General features: G+C 71.0%; 24 protein-coding genes. 5 read left to right on the top strand and 19 right to left on the bottom strand.

Annotated features, from left to right (window positions below; translation table 11 throughout):
- Positions 1 to 37: 37 nt before the first annotated feature.
- The 7 genes from mutM to ASG95_RS14420 all read right to left on the bottom strand — a co-directional run bounded on the left by mutM (position 38) and on the right by ASG95_RS14420 (position 6,018).
- A complete protein-coding gene (mutM, locus tag ASG95_RS14390) occupies positions 38 to 907 on the bottom strand; it encodes a bifunctional DNA-formamidopyrimidine glycosylase/DNA-(apurinic or apyrimidinic site) lyase (RefSeq protein ID WP_056922520.1) in 870 nt (289 codons plus the stop codon).
- A gap of 75 nt (positions 908 to 982) precedes the next feature.
- The gene (gene rnc / locus ASG95_RS14395) at positions 983 to 1,744 is read right to left on the bottom strand and encodes a ribonuclease III (RefSeq protein WP_056922519.1); all 762 of its coding nucleotides are present in this window, start codon (positions 1,742 to 1,744) and stop codon (positions 983 to 985) included.
- A gap of 53 nt (positions 1,745 to 1,797) precedes the next feature.
- Entirely contained in the window at positions 1,798 to 1,992 is a 195-nt protein-coding gene (gene rpmF, locus ASG95_RS14400) for a 50S ribosomal protein L32 (protein WP_056922518.1), read from the bottom strand.
- A 1-nt stretch (position 1,993) separates the two neighbouring features.
- On the bottom strand, positions 1,994 to 2,581 hold the full coding sequence (locus ASG95_RS14405; protein WP_056922517.1) for a DUF177 domain-containing protein: 588 nt from the start codon (positions 2,579 to 2,581) through the stop codon (positions 1,994 to 1,996).
- 194 nt (positions 2,582 to 2,775) lie between these two features.
- Complete coding sequence (locus tag ASG95_RS14410; protein WP_082592642.1) at positions 2,776 to 4,884, bottom strand: acyltransferase family protein; 2,109 nt, start codon at positions 4,882 to 4,884, stop codon at positions 2,776 to 2,778.
- Between the two features lies 1 nt (position 4,885).
- A complete protein-coding gene (gene coaD / locus ASG95_RS14415) occupies positions 4,886 to 5,413 on the bottom strand; it encodes a pantetheine-phosphate adenylyltransferase (RefSeq protein WP_235543905.1) in 528 nt (175 codons plus the stop codon).
- A gap of 47 nt (positions 5,414 to 5,460) precedes the next feature.
- The gene (locus ASG95_RS14420) at positions 5,461 to 6,018 is read right to left on the bottom strand and encodes a hemerythrin domain-containing protein (RefSeq protein WP_057378934.1); all 558 of its coding nucleotides are present in this window, start codon (positions 6,016 to 6,018) and stop codon (positions 5,461 to 5,463) included.
- Positions 6,019 to 6,180: 162 nt separating this feature from the next.
- On the opposite strand from ASG95_RS14420, the gene ASG95_RS14425 reads away from it, so the two are divergent.
- Positions 6,181 to 6,477 (top strand): hypothetical protein, encoded by a 297-nt coding sequence (locus ASG95_RS14425; protein ID WP_056922515.1) that lies wholly within the window; start codon positions 6,181 to 6,183, stop codon positions 6,475 to 6,477.
- A 97-nt stretch (positions 6,478 to 6,574) separates the two neighbouring features.
- Here the strand turns inward: ASG95_RS14425 and rsmD are convergent, their stop codons facing one another.
- The 4 genes from rsmD to ASG95_RS14445 all read right to left on the bottom strand — a co-directional run bounded on the left by rsmD (position 6,575) and on the right by ASG95_RS14445 (position 12,000).
- Positions 6,575 to 7,150, bottom strand: coding sequence for a 16S rRNA (guanine(966)-N(2))-methyltransferase RsmD (gene rsmD, locus ASG95_RS14430; RefSeq protein WP_056922514.1), 576 nt, complete (start codon positions 7,148 to 7,150; stop codon positions 6,575 to 6,577).
- A 25-nt stretch (positions 7,151 to 7,175) separates the two neighbouring features.
- Positions 7,176 to 7,952, bottom strand: a complete 777-nt coding sequence (locus ASG95_RS14435; RefSeq protein ID WP_057377902.1) for an alpha/beta fold hydrolase — start codon at positions 7,950 to 7,952, stop codon at positions 7,176 to 7,178.
- A 101-nt stretch (positions 7,953 to 8,053) separates the two neighbouring features.
- Complete coding sequence (locus ASG95_RS14440; protein WP_057377903.1) at positions 8,054 to 10,294, bottom strand: ATP-dependent DNA helicase RecG; 2,241 nt, start codon at positions 10,292 to 10,294, stop codon at positions 8,054 to 8,056.
- Positions 10,295 to 10,296: 2 nt separating this feature from the next.
- Complete coding sequence (locus ASG95_RS14445; RefSeq protein WP_057377904.1) at positions 10,297 to 12,000, bottom strand: DAK2 domain-containing protein; 1,704 nt, start codon at positions 11,998 to 12,000, stop codon at positions 10,297 to 10,299.
- Between the two features lie 170 nt (positions 12,001 to 12,170).
- On the opposite strand from ASG95_RS14445, the gene rpmB reads away from it, so the two are divergent.
- Positions 12,171 to 12,365 carry a 50S ribosomal protein L28 gene (rpmB, locus tag ASG95_RS14450; protein WP_056922510.1) on the top strand — a complete coding sequence of 65 codons (195 nt, stop codon included), beginning with the start codon at positions 12,171 to 12,173 and terminating at the stop codon, positions 12,363 to 12,365.
- A gap of 91 nt (positions 12,366 to 12,456) precedes the next feature.
- Here rpmB and thiL read toward each other — a convergent pair whose 3' ends face one another.
- Positions 12,457 to 13,422 (bottom strand): thiamine-phosphate kinase, encoded by a 966-nt coding sequence (gene thiL, locus ASG95_RS14455; RefSeq protein ID WP_056922509.1) that lies wholly within the window; start codon positions 13,420 to 13,422, stop codon positions 12,457 to 12,459.
- Between the two features lie 192 nt (positions 13,423 to 13,614).
- On the opposite strand from thiL, the gene ASG95_RS14460 reads away from it, so the two are divergent.
- A complete protein-coding gene (locus ASG95_RS14460; protein WP_056922722.1) occupies positions 13,615 to 13,848 on the top strand; it encodes an Lrp/AsnC family transcriptional regulator in 234 nt (77 codons plus the stop codon).
- Between the two features lie 49 nt (positions 13,849 to 13,897).
- A complete protein-coding gene (locus ASG95_RS14465) occupies positions 13,898 to 14,350 on the top strand; it encodes a DUF3515 family protein (RefSeq protein ID WP_057377905.1) in 453 nt (150 codons plus the stop codon).
- On the opposite strand, the gene ASG95_RS14470 is transcribed toward ASG95_RS14465, so the two are convergent.
- From ASG95_RS14470 to ASG95_RS14490, 5 genes are all read right to left on the bottom strand, one after another.
- Positions 14,269 to 15,558 (bottom strand): glycosyltransferase 87 family protein, encoded by a 1,290-nt coding sequence (locus ASG95_RS14470; RefSeq protein WP_162259410.1) that lies wholly within the window; start codon positions 15,556 to 15,558, stop codon positions 14,269 to 14,271. The genes ASG95_RS14465 and ASG95_RS14470 overlap by 82 nt on opposite strands.
- A 121-nt stretch (positions 15,559 to 15,679) precedes the next feature.
- A complete protein-coding gene (locus ASG95_RS14475; RefSeq protein WP_057377907.1) occupies positions 15,680 to 16,375 on the bottom strand; it encodes a hypothetical protein in 696 nt (231 codons plus the stop codon).
- A 240-nt stretch (positions 16,376 to 16,615) separates the two neighbouring features.
- A complete protein-coding gene (locus ASG95_RS14480) occupies positions 16,616 to 17,428 on the bottom strand; it encodes a DUF2182 domain-containing protein (RefSeq protein ID WP_057377908.1) in 813 nt (270 codons plus the stop codon).
- A 4-nt stretch (positions 17,429 to 17,432) separates the two neighbouring features.
- A complete protein-coding gene (locus ASG95_RS14485; RefSeq protein ID WP_056922502.1) occupies positions 17,433 to 18,035 on the bottom strand; it encodes a DUF1326 domain-containing protein in 603 nt (200 codons plus the stop codon).
- A 171-nt stretch (positions 18,036 to 18,206) separates the two neighbouring features.
- Positions 18,207 to 18,677 carry a hypothetical protein gene (locus tag ASG95_RS14490; RefSeq protein ID WP_157582104.1) on the bottom strand — a complete coding sequence of 157 codons (471 nt, stop codon included), beginning with the start codon at positions 18,675 to 18,677 and terminating at the stop codon, positions 18,207 to 18,209.
- Between the two features lie 116 nt (positions 18,678 to 18,793).
- Between ASG95_RS14490 and ASG95_RS14495 the strand changes: the two genes are divergently transcribed.
- Positions 18,794 to 19,387, top strand: coding sequence for a hypothetical protein (locus tag ASG95_RS14495; protein ID WP_057377910.1), 594 nt, complete (start codon positions 18,794 to 18,796; stop codon positions 19,385 to 19,387).
- 33 nt (positions 19,388 to 19,420) lie between these two features.
- Here ASG95_RS14495 and ASG95_RS14500 read toward each other — a convergent pair whose 3' ends face one another.
- Together ASG95_RS14500 and ASG95_RS14505 are read right to left on the bottom strand one after the other, a co-directional pair.
- The gene (locus ASG95_RS14500; RefSeq protein ID WP_057377911.1) at positions 19,421 to 20,008 is read right to left on the bottom strand and encodes a hypothetical protein; all 588 of its coding nucleotides are present in this window, start codon (positions 20,006 to 20,008) and stop codon (positions 19,421 to 19,423) included.
- 105 nt (positions 20,009 to 20,113) lie between these two features.
- Entirely contained in the window at positions 20,114 to 21,244 is a 1,131-nt protein-coding gene (locus ASG95_RS14505) for a D-alanine--D-alanine ligase family protein (RefSeq protein WP_057377912.1), read from the bottom strand.
- Between the last annotated feature and the right edge of the window lie 47 nt (positions 21,245 to 21,291).

Raw genomic sequence — 21,291 nt, forward strand, 5'->3', positions numbered from 1 at the left:
GCGACCCCCGCTGTCAGCAGCAGGGTCTGCAGCCGGCTCAGCCGCGGCGGGGTCGGGGACGGGGCTGGCACCTCGGGCACGAGAACGACGAGCGGTTCATGAAGGCCTCGCGCCGGATCAGCGTGCCGCAGCGGTCGCACGGACGACCCTCCTGCCCGTACGCGTGCAGCGACCGGTCGAAGTAGCCTGACGCCCCGTTGACGTTGACGTACAACGCGTCGAAGCTCGTCCCGCCCTCACCCAGGGCCGCGAGCATCACGTCGTGGGCGTGGTCGAGCACCCGCGACAGGGTCGGCTTGGTGAGCGACGAGCAGAGCCGCTCGCCGTGCACCTGCGCCCGCCAGAGGGCCTCGTCGGCATAGATGTTGCCGATCCCGGCGACGAGGGTCTGGTCGAGCAGCGCCCGCTTCACGGCGGAGTCGCGGGACTTCATCCGGCGCACGACGGCGGCTTGGTCGTAGCCCGCCTCGAACGGGTCGGGGGCGATGTGGGCGATCGTCTCGGGGACCAGGTCGTCGGTCAGCTCGGCCAGCGCCATCCCCCCGAACGTCCGCTGGTCGACGAAGCGCAGCTCGGGTCCGCGGTCGGCGAAGGTGAGCCGCGCGTGCAGGTGCTTCTCCTCCGGCGCGTCAGCCGCCTCGACGAGCAGCTGCCCGCTCATGCCGAGGTGCGCGATCAGCCCCTGTCGGTGGCCGTCGGGGGCGCGCAGCACCAGCCAGAGGTACTTCCCGCGTCGACGGGCCTGCTCGATGTGGTTCCCGGCGAGCTGGTCGGCGAGGTCGAGCGGGCCGGGCAGGTGGCGGCGGGCCACCCGCTCGCCGCGGAACTCCGCGACGTCGATCGTGCGCCCGACCACGTGGTCGGCCAGACCACGGCGGACCACCTCGACCTCGGGCAGCTCGGGCATGGGGCAACTCAAGCATGCGGGCCCGACACCCGTGCGGGCCGGCCTGGTCGGACGTGGGGTATGCCGGGTGCTCGCCTAGGAGGGCGAGCCCGCCACGGCCTCTTCGTCGACCGACGCGGTGGGGTCGCCGGGGAGGTCGGCCGCGCGCGCCGTCAGGGCCCGCCAGGCCAGCTCGGCGGCGCGCTGCTCGGCTTCCTTCTTGGACCGGCCGCTGCCGGCCCCCAGCACCTCGTCGCCGACGACGGCGCGGGCGTGGAACGTCTTCTCGTGGTCGGGGCCCTCTTCGTCCACGCGGTACTCGGGCACGCCCTTGGCCGTGGCGGCGGACAGCTCCTGGAGGCTGGTCTTCCAGTCGAGCCCGGCGCCGAGGGTGGCGCTGGCGGCCATCAGCGGGTCGAGCAGGTGGTGCACCAGCCGGGCCGCCGCGGGCATGCCGCAGGACAGGTAGACCGTCCCGATCACGGCTTCCATCGTGTCGGCCAGGATCGAGGCCTTGTCGCGACCCCCGGTGCTCTCCTCACCCCTGCCCAGCATCACGTGGTCGCCGAGGCCCAGGGTGCGGGCCACGTCGGCGAGCGCACGCATGTTGACCACCGCGGCACGCAGCTTGGCGAGCTGGCCCTCGGGCAGGTCGGGGTGGGTGGCGTAGAGGGTGTCGGTCACGACCAGCCCCAGCACCGAGTCGCCGAGGAACTCGAGGCGCTCGTTGTTGGGGAGTCCGCCGTTCTCGTACGCGTACGAGCGGTGCGTGAGGGCACGCAGAAGCAGCGACTCGTCGATCGTCCCACCCACCACCTCGGTGAGGTGCTGGACGAAGCCGTCGACGGGCCGCTGCATCGCGCTGTCCCCGGTCGGGGACTGAGGAGTACTCACGCGAGGTTCAGACCGACTCAGCCCTGGTGCTCGGTGCGCTCGGCCGGCGTGTAGTGACGGCCCTTGTAGGTGCCACAGGACGGGCATGCGATGTGGGGCTGCATGGCAGCCTTGCACTGCGGGCACGTGGTGAGCGTGGTCGCCGTCGCCTTCCAGTTCGCACGACGCGAACGGGTGTTGGAGCGCGACGTCTTCCGCTTCGGGACAGCCACGTCAGTTCCTCTTCTCTTCGGTGTTGCTCTGGGTGGTGTCGGGGGACAGCGCGCTGAGCGCGGCCCACCGGGGGTCAAGCACTTCGTGGTGGTGCTCGGGGTCGTCCGCCAGGTGGGCTCCACACTCGGAGCACAGGCCCGGACAGTCTTCCCGGCACACGGGCTGGAACGGCAGTGCAGGCACCACCGTGTCCACGAGCACGGGCTCGAGGTCGAACAGGTCGCCCTCCAGCACGTGCTCCTCGGTCTCGTCGTCGTCCGCGCCCACCTCACGGTGGTGGGCCGCGCGATCGGCGTAGGCGAACAGCTCCTGGAAGTGTCCGTCAACCTCGTGGCTGACGGGATCCAGGCACCGCACGCAGGCGCCGGTTGCCGTGGCTCGGGCCGAGCCGGTGACCAGCACGCCCTCGACGACGGACTCGAGCCGGAGCTCCAGCTCGATCGGGGACCCTTCCGGGACCGCGATGACGTCCGTGCCGAAGTCGGCAGGTGCCTCGACGGTGCGCTGGAGGCGTTCCATGGAACCGGGTCGCCGACCGAGGTCCGTGGTGTCGAAGACCAGCGGCGATCGGGGGTTCAGGTGTTCCATGGCTCCAGCAGACGTCGAGTGACTCGGACTTCACCTCGGGCGAGGACAAGACCGACGCACGAGATTACCGGAGCACGGCCCACTCCCCCAAATGCGCGGGTAGGCCGTCCCACCCGCAGCCGCCCTGTTGGAAGCGAAACTGCCGGAATCCCGGAAGTTTCGCTTCCAACAGAGCGGCTGATCGTGCGACCGGTTCAGCGTGTCACAGCAGACGGGACGGCGCGGTCCAGCGCCGCCCCCAGCACGGGGGCCAGGGTCCGCACGTAGGTGGCGGTCAGGTGGTCGCCGGCGCGGTGGATCGACACGTTCCCGATCGCCACCGGGCACCGCTCCACCGGGCAGATCCACGGCGTGAGGTCGACCAGCGGAGTGCCCGAGGAGGCCGCCGCCGCGCGCTGGGCGGGCAGCCCGCTGCCGGCCACGGCGGACGCCCGGTCGAAGGCGCACCGGGTCAGCTGGCGCGGGTGGCGGGCGGTGCACACGTCGAGGTCGTCGGGCGAGAGCGGGCTGTCCCCCAGCACCACGACCGGCACACCGTCGTCGCGCAGCTGCCGCCAGCGGGTCGCGAGCCCCGAGACCAGTGCCGCCCGGGTGGCGTGCGCGCCGTCCCAGGCCGACGCGGCATACCCGGAGGTGAGGAGGAGGTCGGGCGGGTCCGCGCGCAACCGGTCGGCGAGCCGCCGGTTCCACTCGTCGCAGGCGGGGTAGGGCCGGCCCTCGTTCTGGGCATGACCGGCCGCCAGTGCGCAGGAGGACTTGCCGAAGGTCACGACCCGCCAGCCACGGTCGGAGGCCAGCCGCTCCAGCGCGGGCAGCCACTGCATGGCCTTGGAGTCGCCGACGAGGGCCACCGTGGTCTGGCCATCGGCGACGCCGAACTCGCAGGCCACCGGCTCCTCGACCAGCCGGTCCACCTGGCAGCGGTCGACGTCGGCGGCGGGGCGGTCCTGGCCGGCGAGCTGCGGGTCAGGGGTGAGCCAGCCCCAGTCGTCGACGGCATACGCCGCCGGGTCGGTGCTCGGCGGTGACGAGAGGGTCATGGCGCCGAGCGCGTCGACCGAGGGTCGGGCGCCGGCCACCGGCGTCGTGCGGAACGGCGATGCCGCGGCGACGAGCGGCAGGGCCGCGAGCGCCCCCACGGCCGACAGGGCGACGCCGAGCGCGAGCACCGGGCGGGTGCGGGCGGCCAGCGCCCGGCTGTGGTGGATCGGGCTCTCGAGGAACCGGTGGCTCGCCCACGCGGGCAGCAACGACACGGCCAGCACCAGCACCCGCTGGGTCGTCGTGATCCCGTCGAGGGCCCACTCGGTCAGCACCAGGGAGGGCCAGTGCCAGAGGTAGATCGAGTAGGACAGTCCCCCGACCCACACCATCGGCGCGCTGCTGAGCACCCGCACGGGCCCGCCCGGGGCACCCGACCAGCCGACGAGCAGCACCGCCGCCGCCCCCACCGTCGGGACCAGGGTCCAGGGTCCGGGGGTGGTCGCACCGGCCGGCAGCCAGACCGCAGACCCGATGACGGCGGCCAGCCCGACCCACCCGAGCACGGCCCACGCCACCGCGGCCTTCCCGCCGTCGGCGTCCTCAGGCGCTTCGGTATGCCGGATAGTCGCCTCCCTGCCGGCGCACCAGACCGCGAGCGCCGCTCCCACGCCGAGCTCCCACGCCCTCGTCGTGGTGACGAAGTACGCGCGGTCCGGGTCGACGTGACCCAGCCACACGGCATACCCGAAGGACGGCACGGCGATCGCGGCGAGGAGGCCGCCCACGACGCCCACGCCGGGTCGGCGGCCCAGCCGCTTCAGGACCAGGGCGAGCGCGATCAGGGCGAGGGGCCACACCACGTAGAACTGCTCCTCGACGGCGAGCGACCAGAAGTGCTGGACCGGGGAGGGGATGCTGTCGGAAGCGAGGTAGTCGACGGCGCGGTGGGCGAACACCCAGTTCACGACGTACAGCGCGGCGCCGGCGACGTCGGTGCCGATGTCGCGCCGCCGGAGGCCGGGCACGACGAACCAGGCGACCAGCGCGGTCACGACCAGGACGAGGATCGCCGCCGGGAGCAGCCGCCGGATCCGTCGGCCGACGAACCGGGCCCAGCTGATCGTGCCCGTGGTGACCAGCTCGCGCACGAGGATGCCGGTGATGAGGAAGCCGGAGATGACGAAGAAGACGTCGACCCCGAGGAAGCCGTTCGGGAGCGGCAGGCCTGCGTGGTAGAGCAGGACGAGGAGGACGGCGACGGCGCGCAGCCCTTCGATGTCGGGCCGGAAGCGTGCCGTCCGGGGGTCCGTCGAGGTCAGGTCAGCGCTCCTGCAGGCGGGCCAGCAGCGCGTCCCGCACCCGGTCGCTGACCAGCCCTGAGACGTCGCCGCCGTGGGCCGCGACCTCCTTGACCAACGAGCTCGAGATGTGTTCGAGGCTCGGGTCGCCCGGGAGGAAGACGGTCTCGATCCCGGTGAGGTGGCGGTTCATCAGGGCCATCGGCAGCTCGTAGGCGAAGTCGGTGCCACCTCGCAGGCCCTTGACGATCGCGCTCGCCCCGACCTCGCGGGCGACGTCGACGAGGAGGCGACCGGCGAAGAGCTCGACGCGGACGTTTCCGAGGTCATCGCACGTGTCGATGATGAGGTCGCGGCGCTCCTGCGGGGTGAACGTGCCTCGCTTGGCCGGGTTGTGGAGCACGGCGACGACGACCTCGTCGTAGAGGGCCGCCGCCCGCCGGATGACGTCGGTGTGGCCGAGCGTCACCGGGTCGTAGGAGCCAGGGCACACGCACCGCCGGGCCCCCACCTGCACGGGCCCGGCCTGCGTGGTCTCAGCGCTGCTCACACGGGAACGCTAGCAGCGCGGCCCTGCCCGTCGAGCTCCGTTGCCGGCTACTCGTCCTCCTCCTCGTCGGCGGGGAGCAGGCCCTCCTTGTGGGCACGGGCCACGATCTTGCGGACGTTGGTGATCGACCCGGCACCTTCGTCCAGCAGCTCGTTGCGGCGGGTCGCCCACGCGACGCCGAGGTCCTGGCGGACCTGCTCCGACACGTCCTCACGGGCCGGGTTGAGGATGGTCTGCTCCTCCTCACCGATGTGGTGGTTGAGGGCCTTGGCGAGCGCCTCGACCGCGTCGTCGAACTTCTGCGTGTCGGTGCCCTTGCACTCCAGCAGGGCGAGGAGGGCTTCGTTGCCCTCGGCGTGCTCCTCCTCGCCGTGCTCGGCCTCGTGGGCGGTGATGGCGCGCTTGCTCTTCAGCTGGTTGTACACCTTCTCCTCCTCGGCCTCACCGTGGGCGATGAGCACGTCGGACAGCGCCTCGCGGGCGGTCTCGCGGTCGGCCGTGGCGTCCCGCAGGTCGCGCAGGAGGGCTTCGAAGAGGCGGTGGTCGTTGAGGATCAGTTCGACGACATCGCCGTCGATGGGTCGGGGGATCTCGTAGTGCGTCATCCCCATACCCTCTCCCACCTGCGCTGATGTCACACCTCGGGGGTAGTGCGAGGTGGCGGTCCCACCCATCGGACACCCGTTTTGGTGTCCGCGCGGTGGGTGCGACACGGTGGAGGGGTCCTGACCTCAATCGCCTGACTCATCGGCAACGAAGGAGAGCCCATGCTCACCCTGACCGAGAACGCCAGCACGATCGTGAAGACCCTCGTCGACCAGAACCTCAGCACCGAGGACGCTGGTCTGCGGTTCAGCCAGGAGGGCGTCGACTCCGGCGGCCTGACCGTCACCACCGCCGAGGAGGCGCTGCCCGGCGACGCCGTCGTCGAGCAGGATGGCGCGAAGGTCTACCTCGACGAGACCGCCGCCGTCGCCCTGGGCGACCAGGTGCTCGACGCCGCGGTCGACGAGACGGGCGGGGTGCAGTTCAGCCTCCTGCCGTCCTCCTCCCCCACGGTCTGACCGACCCGGCACCCTGACAGAGCCCGACCGCGGTGCGGTCGGGCTCTGTCACGTCCGCGTCCGGGTCGCCGCGAGGCGACTGCGTCAGGCGACTGCGTCAGGCGACGACGTCAGGGGTGCGTGGGCCCGCGAACCAGATCTTCGTCTCGCCGTAGCGGCGCTCGCCCTCACGCTCGAGGACCTCGGGCCAGGCCGGCTCCGGTGAGCGGGCCGAGCGTTCGACGACCACGAGCGCGTCAGGGGCGAGCCAGCCACCGGTCGTGAGCGCGGTGAGGTCGGCGGTGAGCGCCTCCTCGCTGAGCTCGTACGGCGGGTCGAGGAAGACCAGGGTCTGCGGCTCGGGGGGCGGCGTCGCCAGCACCCGCTGCACGGTCGCGTGCCGGACCGTTGCTCCCGGTATGCCGAGGGCGTCGGCGTTCTGTCGGGTCACCTTCGCGGCAGCCTTGTCCGACTCGACGAGCAGGACCGTCACCGCTCCGCGGCTGGCTGCTTCGAGGCCCAGAGCTCCTGAACCGGCATACAGGTCAACGACCCTCGCCCCGACGAGCACCTCGAGGTGCTCCAGCCGCGAGAACAGCGCCTCGCGGACGCGGTCGCTCGTGGGCCGGGTGCCGGAGCCCGACGGGGTGGTGAGCCGCATGCCTCCGGCCCGGCCGCTGATGATGCGCGTCACGGCGGCAAGGTAGCAGTGGCGTGGGTCAGGGGGCGTGCACCGTCGGGTCGTCGCGCAGGACGTCGAGCAGCAGGGCGAGAACGGCGTCCGGGCGCTCGAGGGCGGGTAGGTGTCCGGCCCAGTCGAGCTCGACCGTCTCCGCCCCGGGGATCTGCTCGCCCAACAGCGCGGCCACCTCACCGAAGTGGTCGAGGTCGTGGGCCCCCGACACCACGACGGTGGGCACGGCGATGGCCGTGGGATCCACCTCGACGCGGCGCGGTTCGGGCCCGGGATCGGCCAGGTCGGCGGCGATCTGGACGTCGAAGGCCCGCTTCTGCATGAGCGTCAGCAGGGCCCGCGCCGCGGCATCGCCTTCGGGGCCCAAGAACGTGTCGACGTTGAGGGCGACCGCTCCGTCGACGTCACCGGCCTCGAGCAGCCGGTCCTCCTCGGCGCCGAACGCCTTCACGCTGTCGGTCGGCTCCAGCCCGCGGTAGGCCGTGCACATCAGGACCAGGGAGGACACCCTCGCCGGGTGCAGCGTGGTCAGCTCCATCGCCACCCGCCCGCCGAACGACGACCCCACGACCGCGGCGTCGACGACCCCGAGCGAGTCCAGCAGGGCGTCCACGTCGTCGGCATCCGCGTAGGGCCCGGGCGGCTGCGGGGTCTGCCCGAAGCCCCTCAGGTCCGGTCTGATCACCCGGAACGTGTGCGCCAGTGCCGGTGTGATGGCGTCCCACATCCTGCGGTCGGCCACCCCCGCATGCAGGAGCACGACCGCGGGACCGGAACCTTCGTCGTCATGCGAGAGCAGCATCCATCGAGCGTATTGCGCCGCGGGCCAACCGCGCCCCTCCATATCTCGACGTTGGCGCGCTGCTACGACACTGCTCGCTCCGGGCGAGCAGTGTCGTAGTCCTAGCCTCGGTCGAGGAAGGCTGCCTGCTCGGCGTCGACCCGCTCGGCCACGGCCTTCGCCAGCTCCGGGTGCTCGGTGAGCTCGGGGTCGGCCGCGACCAGCTCGGCGGCGTCCTCGCGCGCCTGCAGGATCACCTCTTCGTCCCGCACGAGCGAGAGGAACCGGAAGCTCCCCCGACCCATCGCCCGTCCGGACCGGCCGCCCCCGCTCTGCCGTCCGCTGAGGACGTCGCCGGTGCCACGCAGCTCGAGGTCGAGCCGGGCCAGCTCGAAGCCGTCGTTGGTGGCTGCCACCGCTTGGAGTCGCTCGACCGATGCCTCCGCCTCGGACGACGTCATGAGCAGGCACAGTCCGGGGTGGACACCACGGCCGACGCGGCCGCGCAGCTGGTGCAGCTGCGAGACCCCGAACCGGTCGGCATCCACGACGACCATCACTGTGGCGTTGGGGACGTCGACACCGACCTCGATGACGGTGGTGGAGACCAGGACGTCGATGCGCCCCGCCGTGAACGCGCTCATCACCGCGTCCTTGTCCTCCGGGGCCATCCGGCCGTGCAGGACCGCGATCGAGAGACCCGCGAGGGCGGGGTTCGCGCGCAGGGTGGTCTCCACGGCATACACGCTCGCCATCTCGCGCGGCGGAGCGGCGACCTCGCCCTCGTCGCCGTCCTCGTCGGTGGGGGCGAAGACGCCGGAGATCTCCTCCTCGTCAGCCGTGGCCGCGGAGCCGGCGGCCCGGGAGTCGCCGTCCCCGATCCGCGGACAGACGACGTAGGCCTGCCGCCCCGAGCGCACCTCCTCCGCCACTCGCTCCCAGGTGCGCTGCACCCACGCGCCCCGGTCGGCGGGCACGACGTGCGTCACGATGGGTGAACGGCCCCGAGGAAGCTCGGCCAGGGTCGAGGTCTCCATGTCGCCGAAGACCGTCATGGTCACGGTGCGCGGGATCGGCGTCGCCGTCATGACGAGCACGTGAGGGGGCTGTGATCCCTTCTCCCGCAAGGCATCTCGCTGCTCCACGCCGAAGCGGTGCTGCTCGTCGACGACGACCAGCGCGAGGTCCTGGAACTGCACCTTCTCCTGGATCAGCGCGTGTGTCCCGATGACGATGCCGGCGTCGCCGCTGGCTGCCTGCAGGAGGTTCTCGCGACGCGCCGCGGTGGCCTGGCTCCCGGTGAGCAGCGCCACCCTGGTGCCGATGTCGCTGCCGCCGAGGAGGCCACCCTCGGCGAGGTCGCCCAGCATCGTCGTGATCGAGCGATGGTGTTGTGCCGCAAGGACTTCCGTCGGGGCGAGCAGCGCCGCCTGGCCGCCGGAGTCGATCGCGGCGAGCATGGCGCGCAGCGCGATGATCGTCTTGCCTGACCCGACCTCGCCCTGGAGCAGGCGGTTCATGGGCACGTCCCTGGCGAGCTCCTCGGCCAGCGTGGCGCCAACGGCCTTCTGTCCGTCGGTGAGCTCGAACGGCAGCCGCGCGTCGAAGGCCGCGAGCAGGCCACCCGCCCGAGGAGTGCGCGCCACGGTGCGGTCGGCGGCCTGCCGTGCCCGCCGCTGGGCGAGGAGGGTCTGGAAGACCAGTGCCTCCTCGTAGCGCAGCCGCTGCCTGGCCCGCTGCACCTCGGGGAAGGCCTTGGGGACGTGGATGCCGCGTAGGGCCTCGAGCCGCTCGGGCAGCCCGTGTCGCCTGCGCAGGTTCGCCGGCAGCGGCTCGGGCACCTCCTCGAGGTGGTCGAACACGATCCGCACGCACTCGGCGACGGTCCAGTTCTGCAGTCCCTTGACCTGCAGGTAGACGGGGATCGGCCCGCGGTCGGTGGCGGCGACGCCGAGGTCGCCGCCCTCGACGAGCTGGTAGGCGGGGTGGGCGAGCTGCCACTTCTTGCCGTACATCCCGACCGTGCCGGCGAACACTGCCCGGACACCGGGCACCAGCGCGTCCTTGTGTCCCCATGCCTTGAAGAACACGAGGTCGACGTCGTTGCGACCATCGGTGATCGTCACCGTGAGCATCTCGCCGCGACCGCTCTTGGGTCGTCGCGTAGCCGCGGTCTTCACCTCGGCGACGGCCACGACGTACTTGCCCATGTGCAGGTCGGACAGGTCGGAGGTGTGCTCGAGGTAGCGGCGCGGCCAGAACTCCAGGAGGTCGCCGACCGTCACGAGGTCACGGTGCTTGGCGAGGTTGCCAGCTGTCCGCACGCCGAGCAGCTTGTCCAGCTTGGTGCGCTCGTCGACCACGCCTACTCGACCCCGAGCAGCAGTGGGTAGTGCGGCTGGCCCCCGTCGATGACGCTGACCTCGACGTCTCGGTGGCCCCGCTCGATCCGCGCCCCGAGGCCTTCGGCCAGTCCCTCGGGTGCGTCGACACCCCCGATCACGGTGACGATCTCGCCCCCGCTGCTGAGCAGCCGCGCCACCACCTCGACGGCCACCTCCTCAAGGTCGGACCCCACGATGACGACGTCACCGGCCACGGCGCCCAGCACGTCGCCGGGCTCGCAGGGGCCGGCACTCGTGAGGGCCTGCTTGCTGGCGACCGCCACCGCGCCGTGGCGGGTGGCCGCGGCGGCGTGCGACATCTGCGCGGCGTTGCGGGAGGCGGAGGCCGTGGCGTCGAAGACGGCGAGCGCGGCCAGGCCCTGCACGGCCGTCCGCGAGCGGACGACGTGCAGGGTGATGCCCTCCTGCTCCGCCGCGCTGGCGGCCGCCTCGGCCGCCAGCACCGTGTCACCGTCGTTGGGGAGGACGATGACCTCGAGGGCGTGCGCCGCGCGGGCCGCGTCGAGGAGCTGGCCGGCGGAGGCGCGACGACCCGGTCCGCTGGACACGACGACTGCACCGGCGTCCTCGAACACCTCGGCCAGCCCGGGACCGGCCGCGCAGGCGACCACGGCCACCGTGGTTGCTGGCGTCGCGCGAGCGATCTGGTCAGCGCCACCACCCTGAACAGAAAAATGCGTGACCCGCACCCGGTAGGGGCGACCGGCGTCGATGCCCGCCTCCACGGCCGCACCCACGTCGTCGACGTGCACGTGGACGTTCCACAGGTCCGGTCCGCCGACCACCAGCAGTGAGTCGCCGAGCCCGTCGAGGGTCGCCGTGAGGGTGGCCACCCGCTCCTCGTCGCTGTCCCGCAGCAGGTACATCACCTCGTAGGCCGGGCCGCCCACGACGAGGTCGCCGTCACCGGTGGGCGCTCCCCCCGCCGCGCCGATCGGCTCGACCACGCCACCGACCTGGCTCCAGTCCTCGCGACGGCGCATCGAGTCGTCGGCGAACACCTCCATGCGCTCACCCACGTGCGTGCCGTCCTGGTGCACCACTCGCGCGAGCGCCTCGAGCAGCAGCAGGTAACCGGCCGCGCCCGCGTCGACGACGCCGGCGCGCTCCAACGCCGGGAGCTGGGCAGTCGTGGCCCGCAGGGCCTCGGTCGCCGCGTCGAGGGCGTCCTCGGCCACGGCCACCAGCCCGCGGTCGACAGCGGCGGCTCCGGCCGCCGCGGCCGCCCGGGCCACCGTCAGGATCGTTCCCTCCGCGGGGCGGGTGACGCTCGCGTAGGCGCGCTGGCTGGCGCGCTCGAGGCCGGCGGCGATGGTCTCGGCACCCGCCTCGTCCTTGCCGGACTCGGCGATCGCCTCGGCGAACCCGCGCACGAGCTGGCTCAGGATCACCCCGGAGTTCCCGCGCGCGGTCAGCAGCAGCGAGCGGGCCAGCGCCGAGCACTCCTGCGTCAGGGTGGCCGCCCCGAGGATGCCGGCCTTCTCGTGCTCGGTGCGGACCGAGTCGAGGGCGGCGTCGAGACTGAGGTAGAGGTTGGTGCCGGTGTCGCCGTCCGGGACGGGGTAGACGTTGAGCGCGTCGATCTCGGCCCGCCGCGCGGCGAAGGCGGCGCGAGTGAGCACGGCCCATCGCCTCGCGTCCACAGCGGTGAGGGCTTCGAGCACGGTGGCAGGCTAGCCGCAGACGCCGTCACGAGCCCCGTTTTGGCCGTTGCGCCACACCTCGGCTACGCTTGACCGGTTCCCGTGGACCTCTGCGTCGCTGGCTTGTGCCCGCGCGAGGAGACACCTTGGGGCCATCCATTCTTGTACCAATCGATTTCAGGAGAACACCCGTGGCTGCCAACTGCGACGTCTGCGGCAAGGGACCGGGCTTCGGTCACAACATTTCGCACTCGCACCGCCGCACCAAGCGTCGCTGGAACCCCAACATCCAGCGCGTCAAGGCGCTGGTGGGCGACGCGGGAGTGACCCCGAAGCGTCTCAATGTCTGCACCTCGTGCCTCAAGGCCGGCAAGGTCAAGCGCTGACCCTGCCCCCGCGGCATACCGAAACGAGCCGATCTCCCCACCGGGAGGTCGGCTCCTTTCATGTCTAGCCGCCGAAGTGTCGATTTTCCTGCTACGCCCGGAAGTGGTCCCACCCGCGCGCCTGCTGGACGGCCCCGTCGAGGGTGACGCCCGCGCCGGCCTCCACGAGGCCGATGGTGCGCCAGCCGTCGGGGACGTCGCCCGGGAAGGTGGCCAGCAGGCTGTGCTCCTCGCCCCCGGCGAGCACGCACTCCCACGCTGCGTCGCCGACGACCGGCTCGAGTGCCGCGTGGTCGTCGAGGAGACCGGTCGGGGACAGCGCGAGGCGCACGCCGCTCGCCTCGGCGATGCGGTGACCGTCACGCAGCAGCCCGTCGGACAGGTCGATCATCGCGCTGGCACCAGCGCGCGCAGCCTCTGGTCCGGCCGCCAACGGCGCGACCGGACGCAGGTGCTGGGCCAGGCACGAGCGAGGTATGCCGTCCGTGACGGTCAGCGGGTCGGCGCCACCCTGCAGCAGCGCCAGGCCGGCCGCCGAGCGGCCGAGGGTGCCGTTGACGGCCACGACGTGGCCGGGGCGCGCGCCGCTGCGCAGCACCGGCTGGTGGTCGCCGAGGTCGCCCAGCGCGGTGACCGACACCATGAGGACGCCGGTCGGGGCCGAGGACAGGTCGCCGCCGGCGACGACGACACCCGCTGCGGAGGCTCGCTCCCCCAACACCCGGGCGAAGTCCACCGCCCAGTCGAGCCGGGTCGCGGGCTCGGCCACCAGCGACACGAGGATCGCGGTCGAGATCGCGCCCATGGCGGCGACGTCGGCGAGGTTCTGGGTGAGGACCTTGGTCGCCACGTCACCCGCCGTCGACCACTCGTCGAGCCAGTCCCGGCCGCGCACCATCGAGTCAGTCGTGGCAACGGTGGCCGGGCCGGTGCGCAGGACCGCTGCGTCGTCACCCGGCCCGACCGACAGCGCTGCCGACGACGGGAAGAACGGGAAGATCTCGCGCAGGAGCTCGGACTCGGAGACGTCAGCCAGGGTGCGAGCGGCCGTGACCATGACTTGACCTCCTCGTGACGGGTCGGGGGAGACGGGCGGGACACGGGCACGGTAGCGTCTGGCGTGGCCGAGGTGCGCCCCGGCCGTGCAGTTCTCCGGGACACCGATGTCCCGCTCAGGACTCTGAGTACCAAGACGAGCTCAACGCTTGAACAGACTGAACCCTTAAACAGAACTGTGAGGTGCCACGTGGTGGTCCAGGCCTACATCCTGATCCAGACCGAAGTCGGCAAGGCGGCGTCCGTTGCCGAGGCCATTGCCCAGATTGCCGGTGTGGTGCTGGCCGAGGACGTCACTGGTCCCTACGACGTGATCGCCCGCGTCGAGGCCAACACCGTTGACGAGCTGGGCAAGCTCGTCATCGCCAAGATCCAGGACGTCCCGGGCATCACCCGCACCCTGACCTGCACCGTCGTCCACGTCTGAGCGTTCGACCGACGTGTGTCGCGCTGCCCGCCTGAGGGCTGCGCGCCCAGTGCGCACCACGACCACCGGCCTCCTCGTCCTCGGGGTGGCCGGTGGTCTGCTTTCGGCCTGCTCCACCCTCGTGGAGATCTATCCGCCGCAACACACGGCGGAGTGCGAGCCGGCGACCGCCCAGTGGCCTTCGAAGGCTGGCGGTCAGTCCGCGCGGGGGGTCGACCCCAACGGTGGCGTGAAGGCAGACGCGGCTGCGTGGGGTGACCCCGCCATCATCGCCACCTGCGGATGGCCCGCCCTCGGCCCCACCGACAAGGAGTGCCTCGACGTCGACGGCATCTACTGGGTCGTCGAGCCCCTGAGCGACGGCGTGCGGTTCACGACCTACGGACGAGAGCCGGCGATCGAGGTCCTGGTCCCCCACGCCTATGCTCCCGAGCCGCTGCTGCTCCCCGCCTTCGGTCCGGCCGCGAAGGCGCTGCCCACCAACGGCCGCAAGTGCGACTGAGCCCCGCCCGTGCCTTCCGCTGCCAGGACGCGCCGTAGCCCGATGAACACGACCGCGACGAGGATCGCCCAGAGCCCCACACCGGCGATGGCCTCGATCGGCCTGAATGGCTGCCCGTTCGCCGTGCCGCTCCAGTCGAGCCCGTGGTTCCAGTCCGCATAGACCGCGAAGAGGAAGAGCCCGCCGAGGATGTTGTAGGCGAGGGCGACCCTGGCCCGGAGGATCAGCGTCGCCGCGGCGGCCCAGGCCAGGTACTGCACGCCGAAGGCCGGTGAGAGGACGAGGAACGCGATGAGGCTGAGGGCCACACACTCCATGGCGGCCCCCGGCCTGCGCCAGACCAGCACGGCCGGCACGAACGCACAGATGAGCAAGATCAGGTAGCGACCCGGTCCGATCAGCCACGCCGACATCGTCGGGAGGTTGAACGCGTCCATCATCTTCACGAGCCCCCAAGGGCGGTCACCGACACCCGCGTAGCCGAGGACATTGGTCCGCACACCGTCCCACTGGGAGACGATGGCCGGCCCCCAGACGATGCCGATGGTGACGACGAACCCCGCAGCCGCGCGGAGCAGCAGGCGTAGGTCCCGGCGCCCGAGGAGCCACGCAGCCAGGGTCGGGAGCGCCACGATCGGAGCGAGCTTCACGCTGATGGCGAGCGCCAGGGCGATGCCCCCCACCGCGGCCATCCGCCGGTCGACCACGAGATAGGTCCCGAGCCAGAGCAGCAACATCATCAGGGGGTCGGTGTTGCCGTGGTACCCGGCCACGAGAAGGAGGATGGGGCTGGCAGCCAGGGCGACCCCCGCGACCGTCGCCGCGCCAACCGACTTTCGTCGCCGCAGGATCTCGAACAGGACCAGCGCACACACGACATCGCTGATCGCGGCGGTTGCCCGCAGCGAGAACTGCAGGGGCACGCCCACGCGCTCGAGGGCGGCGAGCGCCTCGAGGAGGTATCCGACCAGCGGTGGGTGGTTGTACTGGGTGACGTCGCGGGTCGAGAAGTCGATGGCGTACACCCCCACCGGTCCCTGCTCGCGCACCCCCTTGGCGAACGCCTTCCAGGCACCCAGGTCCTGCGTGCCACCGGTGCTGGCCGCGAGCGCGAGCTTGGCGACCAGGGCCAGGAGCGCGGTCACCAGCACAGCACGTCGCCCCCTGGTGGAGGACAGTGCCGCACGGCTGCCGTCGGGATGTGCCACGGAGGGGAGCGTAGGCCCCAATGGGGTTGCGTCTGAGGCAATCCCGCCGTGATCGAAGCCGAACGGATGATCTCGCAACGGCCCGATCCCTGTGACGTGGGCGTGCACGCCCCGAGCTCGGTTATGGCGCGGGAACGAGCTTGGCCTTCTGGAGCAGGCCCCACACGTACTCCGCCCACCTGGCCTGACCACTCAGGTTCAGGTGGTTGAGGTCGTCGCTGTAGTCGGATCGACGCATGGTCCAGCCCTGGCCGGTCTGGTCGGTGCTGCACCGGTCGGTCTCCGAACAGGCCTTGGTCAGCTCGGTCTTGAATCCTGCGATCGCGGCTTCGAGCCGGGTGAGCTCCTTGGGGACGAGGTTGCCTCTCGGGTCGAGGAAGGCGCACGGACCCGTGCCGCCCACGCTCGCCCGCTCTGATCGTGAGTACACCGCGGCATCGCGGCTGGGTGTGCTGATCTGGGTGGTGATGAAGAATCGGCTACCGGGCATCTTCGTCGACAGCTCTCCGAGGACCTTGCCGATGGCTTGGCCGTACGTAGCGAAGTCGCCTTGGGTGGCCGGACAGGCGATGTCGGCATCCAGGGTCGCGATGAGGACCAGCTCAGGCTGTGGGTTCTGCGCGATCAGGCCCTCGGCCTGCCCAGCAAGCGACTCGACGTCGGCACTCCCCGAGCCGAAGTTCACGACGTGGCCCTTGATCGCAGGGTGTGCCTGCAGGAGGCGCAGGTAGACGCTGTTCACCTCAGGATTGCTCCCTGTCGCCCACGAGTTGGCCTTGACCTCCTGGCCGCCCGGCTGGGTGCCTTCGCCAGTCACCGCCGAGTGGCCGATCGCCGCAACGGAGTCCGGGTAACCGGTGTACGCAGACGCGGGCTTCGTGGCCGAGGCGGTTCTGCTGGTTGGGTTCGTCGGACTGTCTCCACCAGAGCAACCGGCGCCGAGCAGGACCGCGCAGAGGGCCGAACACCCCCAGGCGCGCTTTGAGCCGCTTCGTGCCATCGTCTTCATCGCGGCACTCCTCTCGCCAACCGTCGAGGACGAGCCCCAGCTCCACCCTCAGGTCATGGTCATGGAGTCGTTCCCGGGCACCGTCAGACCCGGGAGCGCCTCCGGTGCGACCAGGACGAGTACGCCGAGCACGAGCAGCATCACCGCCGTCCCGTACGTCGCCGTGCGCCGCCACGGCAGGACCTTCTCGACCGCGATGAAGCCTGCGACGACTGCCATCCAGACCACGCTCATGACTCCCAGCGCGAACAGTGACGCCATCAGGGCCCAGCAGCACCCGACGCACCAGGCGCCGTTCTTGGCACCCATCCGGAGGGCGCCCGACCTCCCGCCCCGCCAGGACCCGAGCAGCGTGCCCAGCGGGCTACGGCACTTCCCGAGGCAGACGTTCTTGAGCGGCGTCAGCTCGTAGCCGGCAGCCATGACCAACACGGCTCCGGCGATGGGCCGCCCGGCGCGGTCCCACGACAGGGCCCCTCCCGCCAGGCGGCTCGCCACTCCCCCGACCAGGAAGGCGACGACGCCGGCACCAACCCAGGTCAGGAGGTAGCCGCCGGTGAAGACGAAGGGCAGCAGGCGCGACTTCCCGCTCATCCGCGCGTAGAGGGCGATCGTCGGCGCGACCGACGGGAACATCATCGCCGCCATCATGACCACCCAGACGCTGATGAACCATCCGAACGAGCCGAGGGCCGTCCAGGGGCCGGTGTCCATGCCGCGCATGAGCTCGAAGGTCCACCACCAGGCGGCAGCTGCGAGGAGGAAGAGCAGCGCGACCAGCCCCCACTGCGCGCGGCTGGCGACGAGTGCAGGATGTAGACCTCCGCGGGCCGATGGGGCCGCCGAGCTGATGTCGGTCATCCGTTCAGGCAGTCCAGGCGAAGTCCGACTTCGACAGTCCGGTCTTCCCCTCGTACTCGATGCCGAAGGCACTGATCCTCGACCGCTTGGCTTCGGCCATCGTCAGGTCCGACCCGACCGGGTGGAACATCCCGGAGAACTTGATCGGCTCCCCGGACTCCACCCCGAACGGCACGATGTCAGCGATCTCGAAGTCGATGACGTCGCCGATGCGGACGCTGTGTCGCAGGCCATCGTCCTCGACGTCGATCTTGGCGCGTTCGACGCCCAGCATCTCGCCGATCAGCGGCGCGAGACCCGCCATCGGCCCACCCAGCTGGCCGCCGAAGACCTGCACGAGCTGGTCGAACTGCTCGTCGGTCGCGCCGTCGTCGACGAACACCCCGACCCGCCAGTTGCCCTCGGTCATGACCTTGGGCGTGTCGGCGATCAGGGCGACCTTGCACCCCGCGATGTCGGTGCCCTCCACGGCACCCTCGCGGATGTTGAACACGAGCGTCACGCGACAGAAGTCGTAGGTGGCTCCGTGATCGAGAGACAGGTTGCACGGGCACATCAGCTCGCACGAACAGGTCTCGACGTAGCTACCGGCCAAGTTCCAGGACATCGGACCTCCCAATTGCCCCTCACGCCGAGTCTCCCGCCGCGCGCCAACAGCGTCAACGGCCACGGACGCCGTTGGGGCCATTGAATTTCCGGCAAGTTCCGGCCTTCCGGACAAACGGCTCTCAGGCCTCGACCACCTCCGGCTCCTGGCTGGCGACCTGCTCTTCGGGTCTCAGCGCTGCCGGCGAAGCCGCTTGGCCTGGGCAACGGCGAGCACACCGACGACTCCCGTGACCAGGAGCAGCACGAATCCCCAGACCACTCCCCATGACCACCACCCAGCCGACGCGATGTTGCCCCTCAGGTCGCCGTCGAACGACCCGAACAACAGGCTGGCCAGGCAGAACGTGCTGAGGAGCACCGCCGCGATGAGACCAACGGGAGGCCGCACGTTGCGGCCCGCCAACCAAGCCAGGGCGAGCTGAACCACACCGACAGGGAGCGGCACCGTGTACTCCGTGTCAAAGCCCCAGGCGTGGTCCCACGTGTCGACGCCCGACGCGACGGCAATGAAGCCACCGATCACGTCGCACGCGAGCAACGTGAGCATGGCCAGGATCAGGCCCCGCCCCAGTGCCATCCGCGACTCGGCGCGTGACCCGTCCCAGGCTCTTGGGACGCCCTCTCCCGACGGTCCGTCCATGCAGCCAACATGACAGCGGGCCCGCTCCTGGAGCAGATGCAAACAGCGCAGACCCGTGCGCGTCTGACACCATCGCGGGCAGACCTACCGACAGCTGCTTGAGATGGGAGAAGCACATGCCCGAGTTCACGTGGCTGCCGGCCAACCAGGCAACGGGCGAGGACGTCGAGGCGGTGTTCGCCACTGGGGGTGCCAGCAAGTGCCGCTGCCAGGCCATGAAGGTGCCGGGCTGGATCTGGCGTGACACGACCCAGGAGCAGAGGGACAACGCCCTTATCGAACAGACTGCCTGCGGCACCGCGGGACCGACCTCTGGGCTCATCGGGTACGTCGACGGCGAAGCGGCCGGATGGGTCGCCGTCGAGCCGCGGGAGAACTACCCCAGGCTGTGGAGTCGAAAGCAGCCGTGGATGCGGATGGATCCCGAGCTCGAGGGTGTCTGGTCGGTCACCTGTTTCGTGGTGCGCAAGGGCTGGCGCCAGTCGGGCCTGACCTACGAGCTGGCCACCGCCACGGTCGAGTACGGCGAGCAGGTCGGGGCCCGCGTCCTGGAGGGCTACCCGATCGAGCCGCCACCGGGCAAGACCGTGATCTGGGACGAGGCGTCGGTGGGACTGCTGCAGGTCTTCCTCGAGGCGGGTTACGAGGTCGTGGCGTCACCCACCCTGCGTCGGCGCGTGGTGCGTCGACGACTGGAGAGCGCCCGATGACCCTCACGCGCGGACTGCGGCGGATGAGTGCGGTCAGTCGGGAGTGCTCGGGGCCACCTCGCGCACCATCACGCAGTTGCCCAGGCCCTTGGGCCGGTCGTAGGTGAAGCCCTCCCGCTCGTACATCGTGCGGGTGCCGTTGTAGAGGAACGACGAGTTCTTCTTCCGCACCCCGCCGGTGTCGTGCGGGTAGCCCTCGACCACGCCGCCTCCGGCCTGCGCGATCAGCTCGACGGCCCCGCGCAGGGCGACCGACGCCAGTCCCTTGCCGCGATGCGCCTTCTCGACCTGGATGCAGGTGACCCGGTAGTCGGGCAGCCGCTCGGCCGTGGCGAGGTACTCCTTGCGGTGGTGGATGCCGGGCAGCTCCTCGGGTGTCCCGTACTCCGCCCAGGCGATGGCGAGGTCGCCGTCGTAGACCAGAGCAGCGTGCGCGATCCCCTCGTCGACGCGGCGCTTCTTGAACGCCCGGTTGTCCTCGGTGGTGCTGTCAGGATCGCGGTCCTCGGGGTGGAACCACGTGCACCAGCAGTTGGCGAACATGCCCTTGTTCCGCTCGACCAGAGCGGCGAAGTCGTCGAACGTCTCCGGCGTGAGCGCCTTGATCGTGAAGTCGGACATGCCGGCAAACTACCCGGGATCCAGGACGTTCGGCGTCCGGAACCTCCCCGGGTCAGGGCGACTCGAGCGCATCACACCAAACCGCGCGGCGCCCTCCCCCGCGACTCAGCGCAGCCCGACCGGCCGGGTGAGGGCGAGCTGGATCAGCTCGTCGATCAGCTGCGGGTAGGGCAGCCCGGTCGCCTCCCACATCTGGGGATACATCGAGTGCGGGGTGAAGCCGGGCATCGTGTTGATCTCGTTGATGACGACGTCGCCGGTGTCGGTGTAGAAGCAGTCGACCCGTGCCAAGCCCTCACAACCGAGCGCCTCGAACGCCTCGCCCGCCAGCCGCTGAACCTCGGCCGAGATCGAGTCCGGCACGTTGGCGGGGCAGGACAGGACCGCGCCGTCGTCGAGGTACTTGGCCTCGAAGTCGTAGAACTCGTGACCGCCCTCGGCCGTCACCTCGATCTCCCCGACGTGCGAGACGCGGGGTGCATCGGTGCCGCGGCCCTGGAGGACGGCGCACTCGATCTCACGACCGACGATGCCCTGCTCCACGATGACCTTGCGGTCGTGCTCGCGGGCGAACTCGATCGCCGCCTCCAACGCCTCGGGAGCCGACACCCGCGAGATCCCCATGCTCGAGCCGGCTCGTGACGGCTTGACGAACACCGGGTAGTCGAGCGCGCCGACCGCGTCCATCGCTGCCGCCTTGTCGCGCCGCCACTGGGAGTCGGTGATCACGACATACGGGCCGACCGGGAGGCCGGCCCCCGCAAACAGGACCTTCATGTAGTGCTTGTCCATCCCAGCAGCCGACGCGAAGACCCCCGACCCGACGTAGCGGATGTCGGCCATCTCGAACATGCCCTGGATGGTGCCATCCTCCCCAAAAGGCCCGTGCAGCAACGGAAAGACGACGTCCACCTCCCCGAGCGACTCGGGGATCTGCTGCGGCTCGAGCGTCGTCAGCGTGCGGTCGGTGGTGGCGAGCGGCACCACGACGGCAGCCCCGTCCGACGCGACCTCGGGCGTGCTGTCCGACGTCAGCTCGAGCGACCGCAGGTCGCCGTCGGCGAGCACCCAGTGACCGTCGCGCGAGATCCCGATCGGGATCACGTCGTAGGCGTCGCGGTCGATCGCTCGCATCACCCCCGCGGCGGTGGCGCACGACACGGCGTGCTCCGAGGAGCGGCCGCCGAAGACGATGGCGACGCGAGGCTTGGAGGGCGTGGGCTGGTCAGTGCTCATCGCGGATGAGCGTATCCCGCCCATTCGTCGGGCAGCCCGACGGCACG

The organism is Phycicoccus sp. Soil803 (assembly GCF_001429685.1).
Lineage (GTDB): Bacteria > Actinomycetota > Actinomycetes > Actinomycetales > Dermatophilaceae > Pedococcus.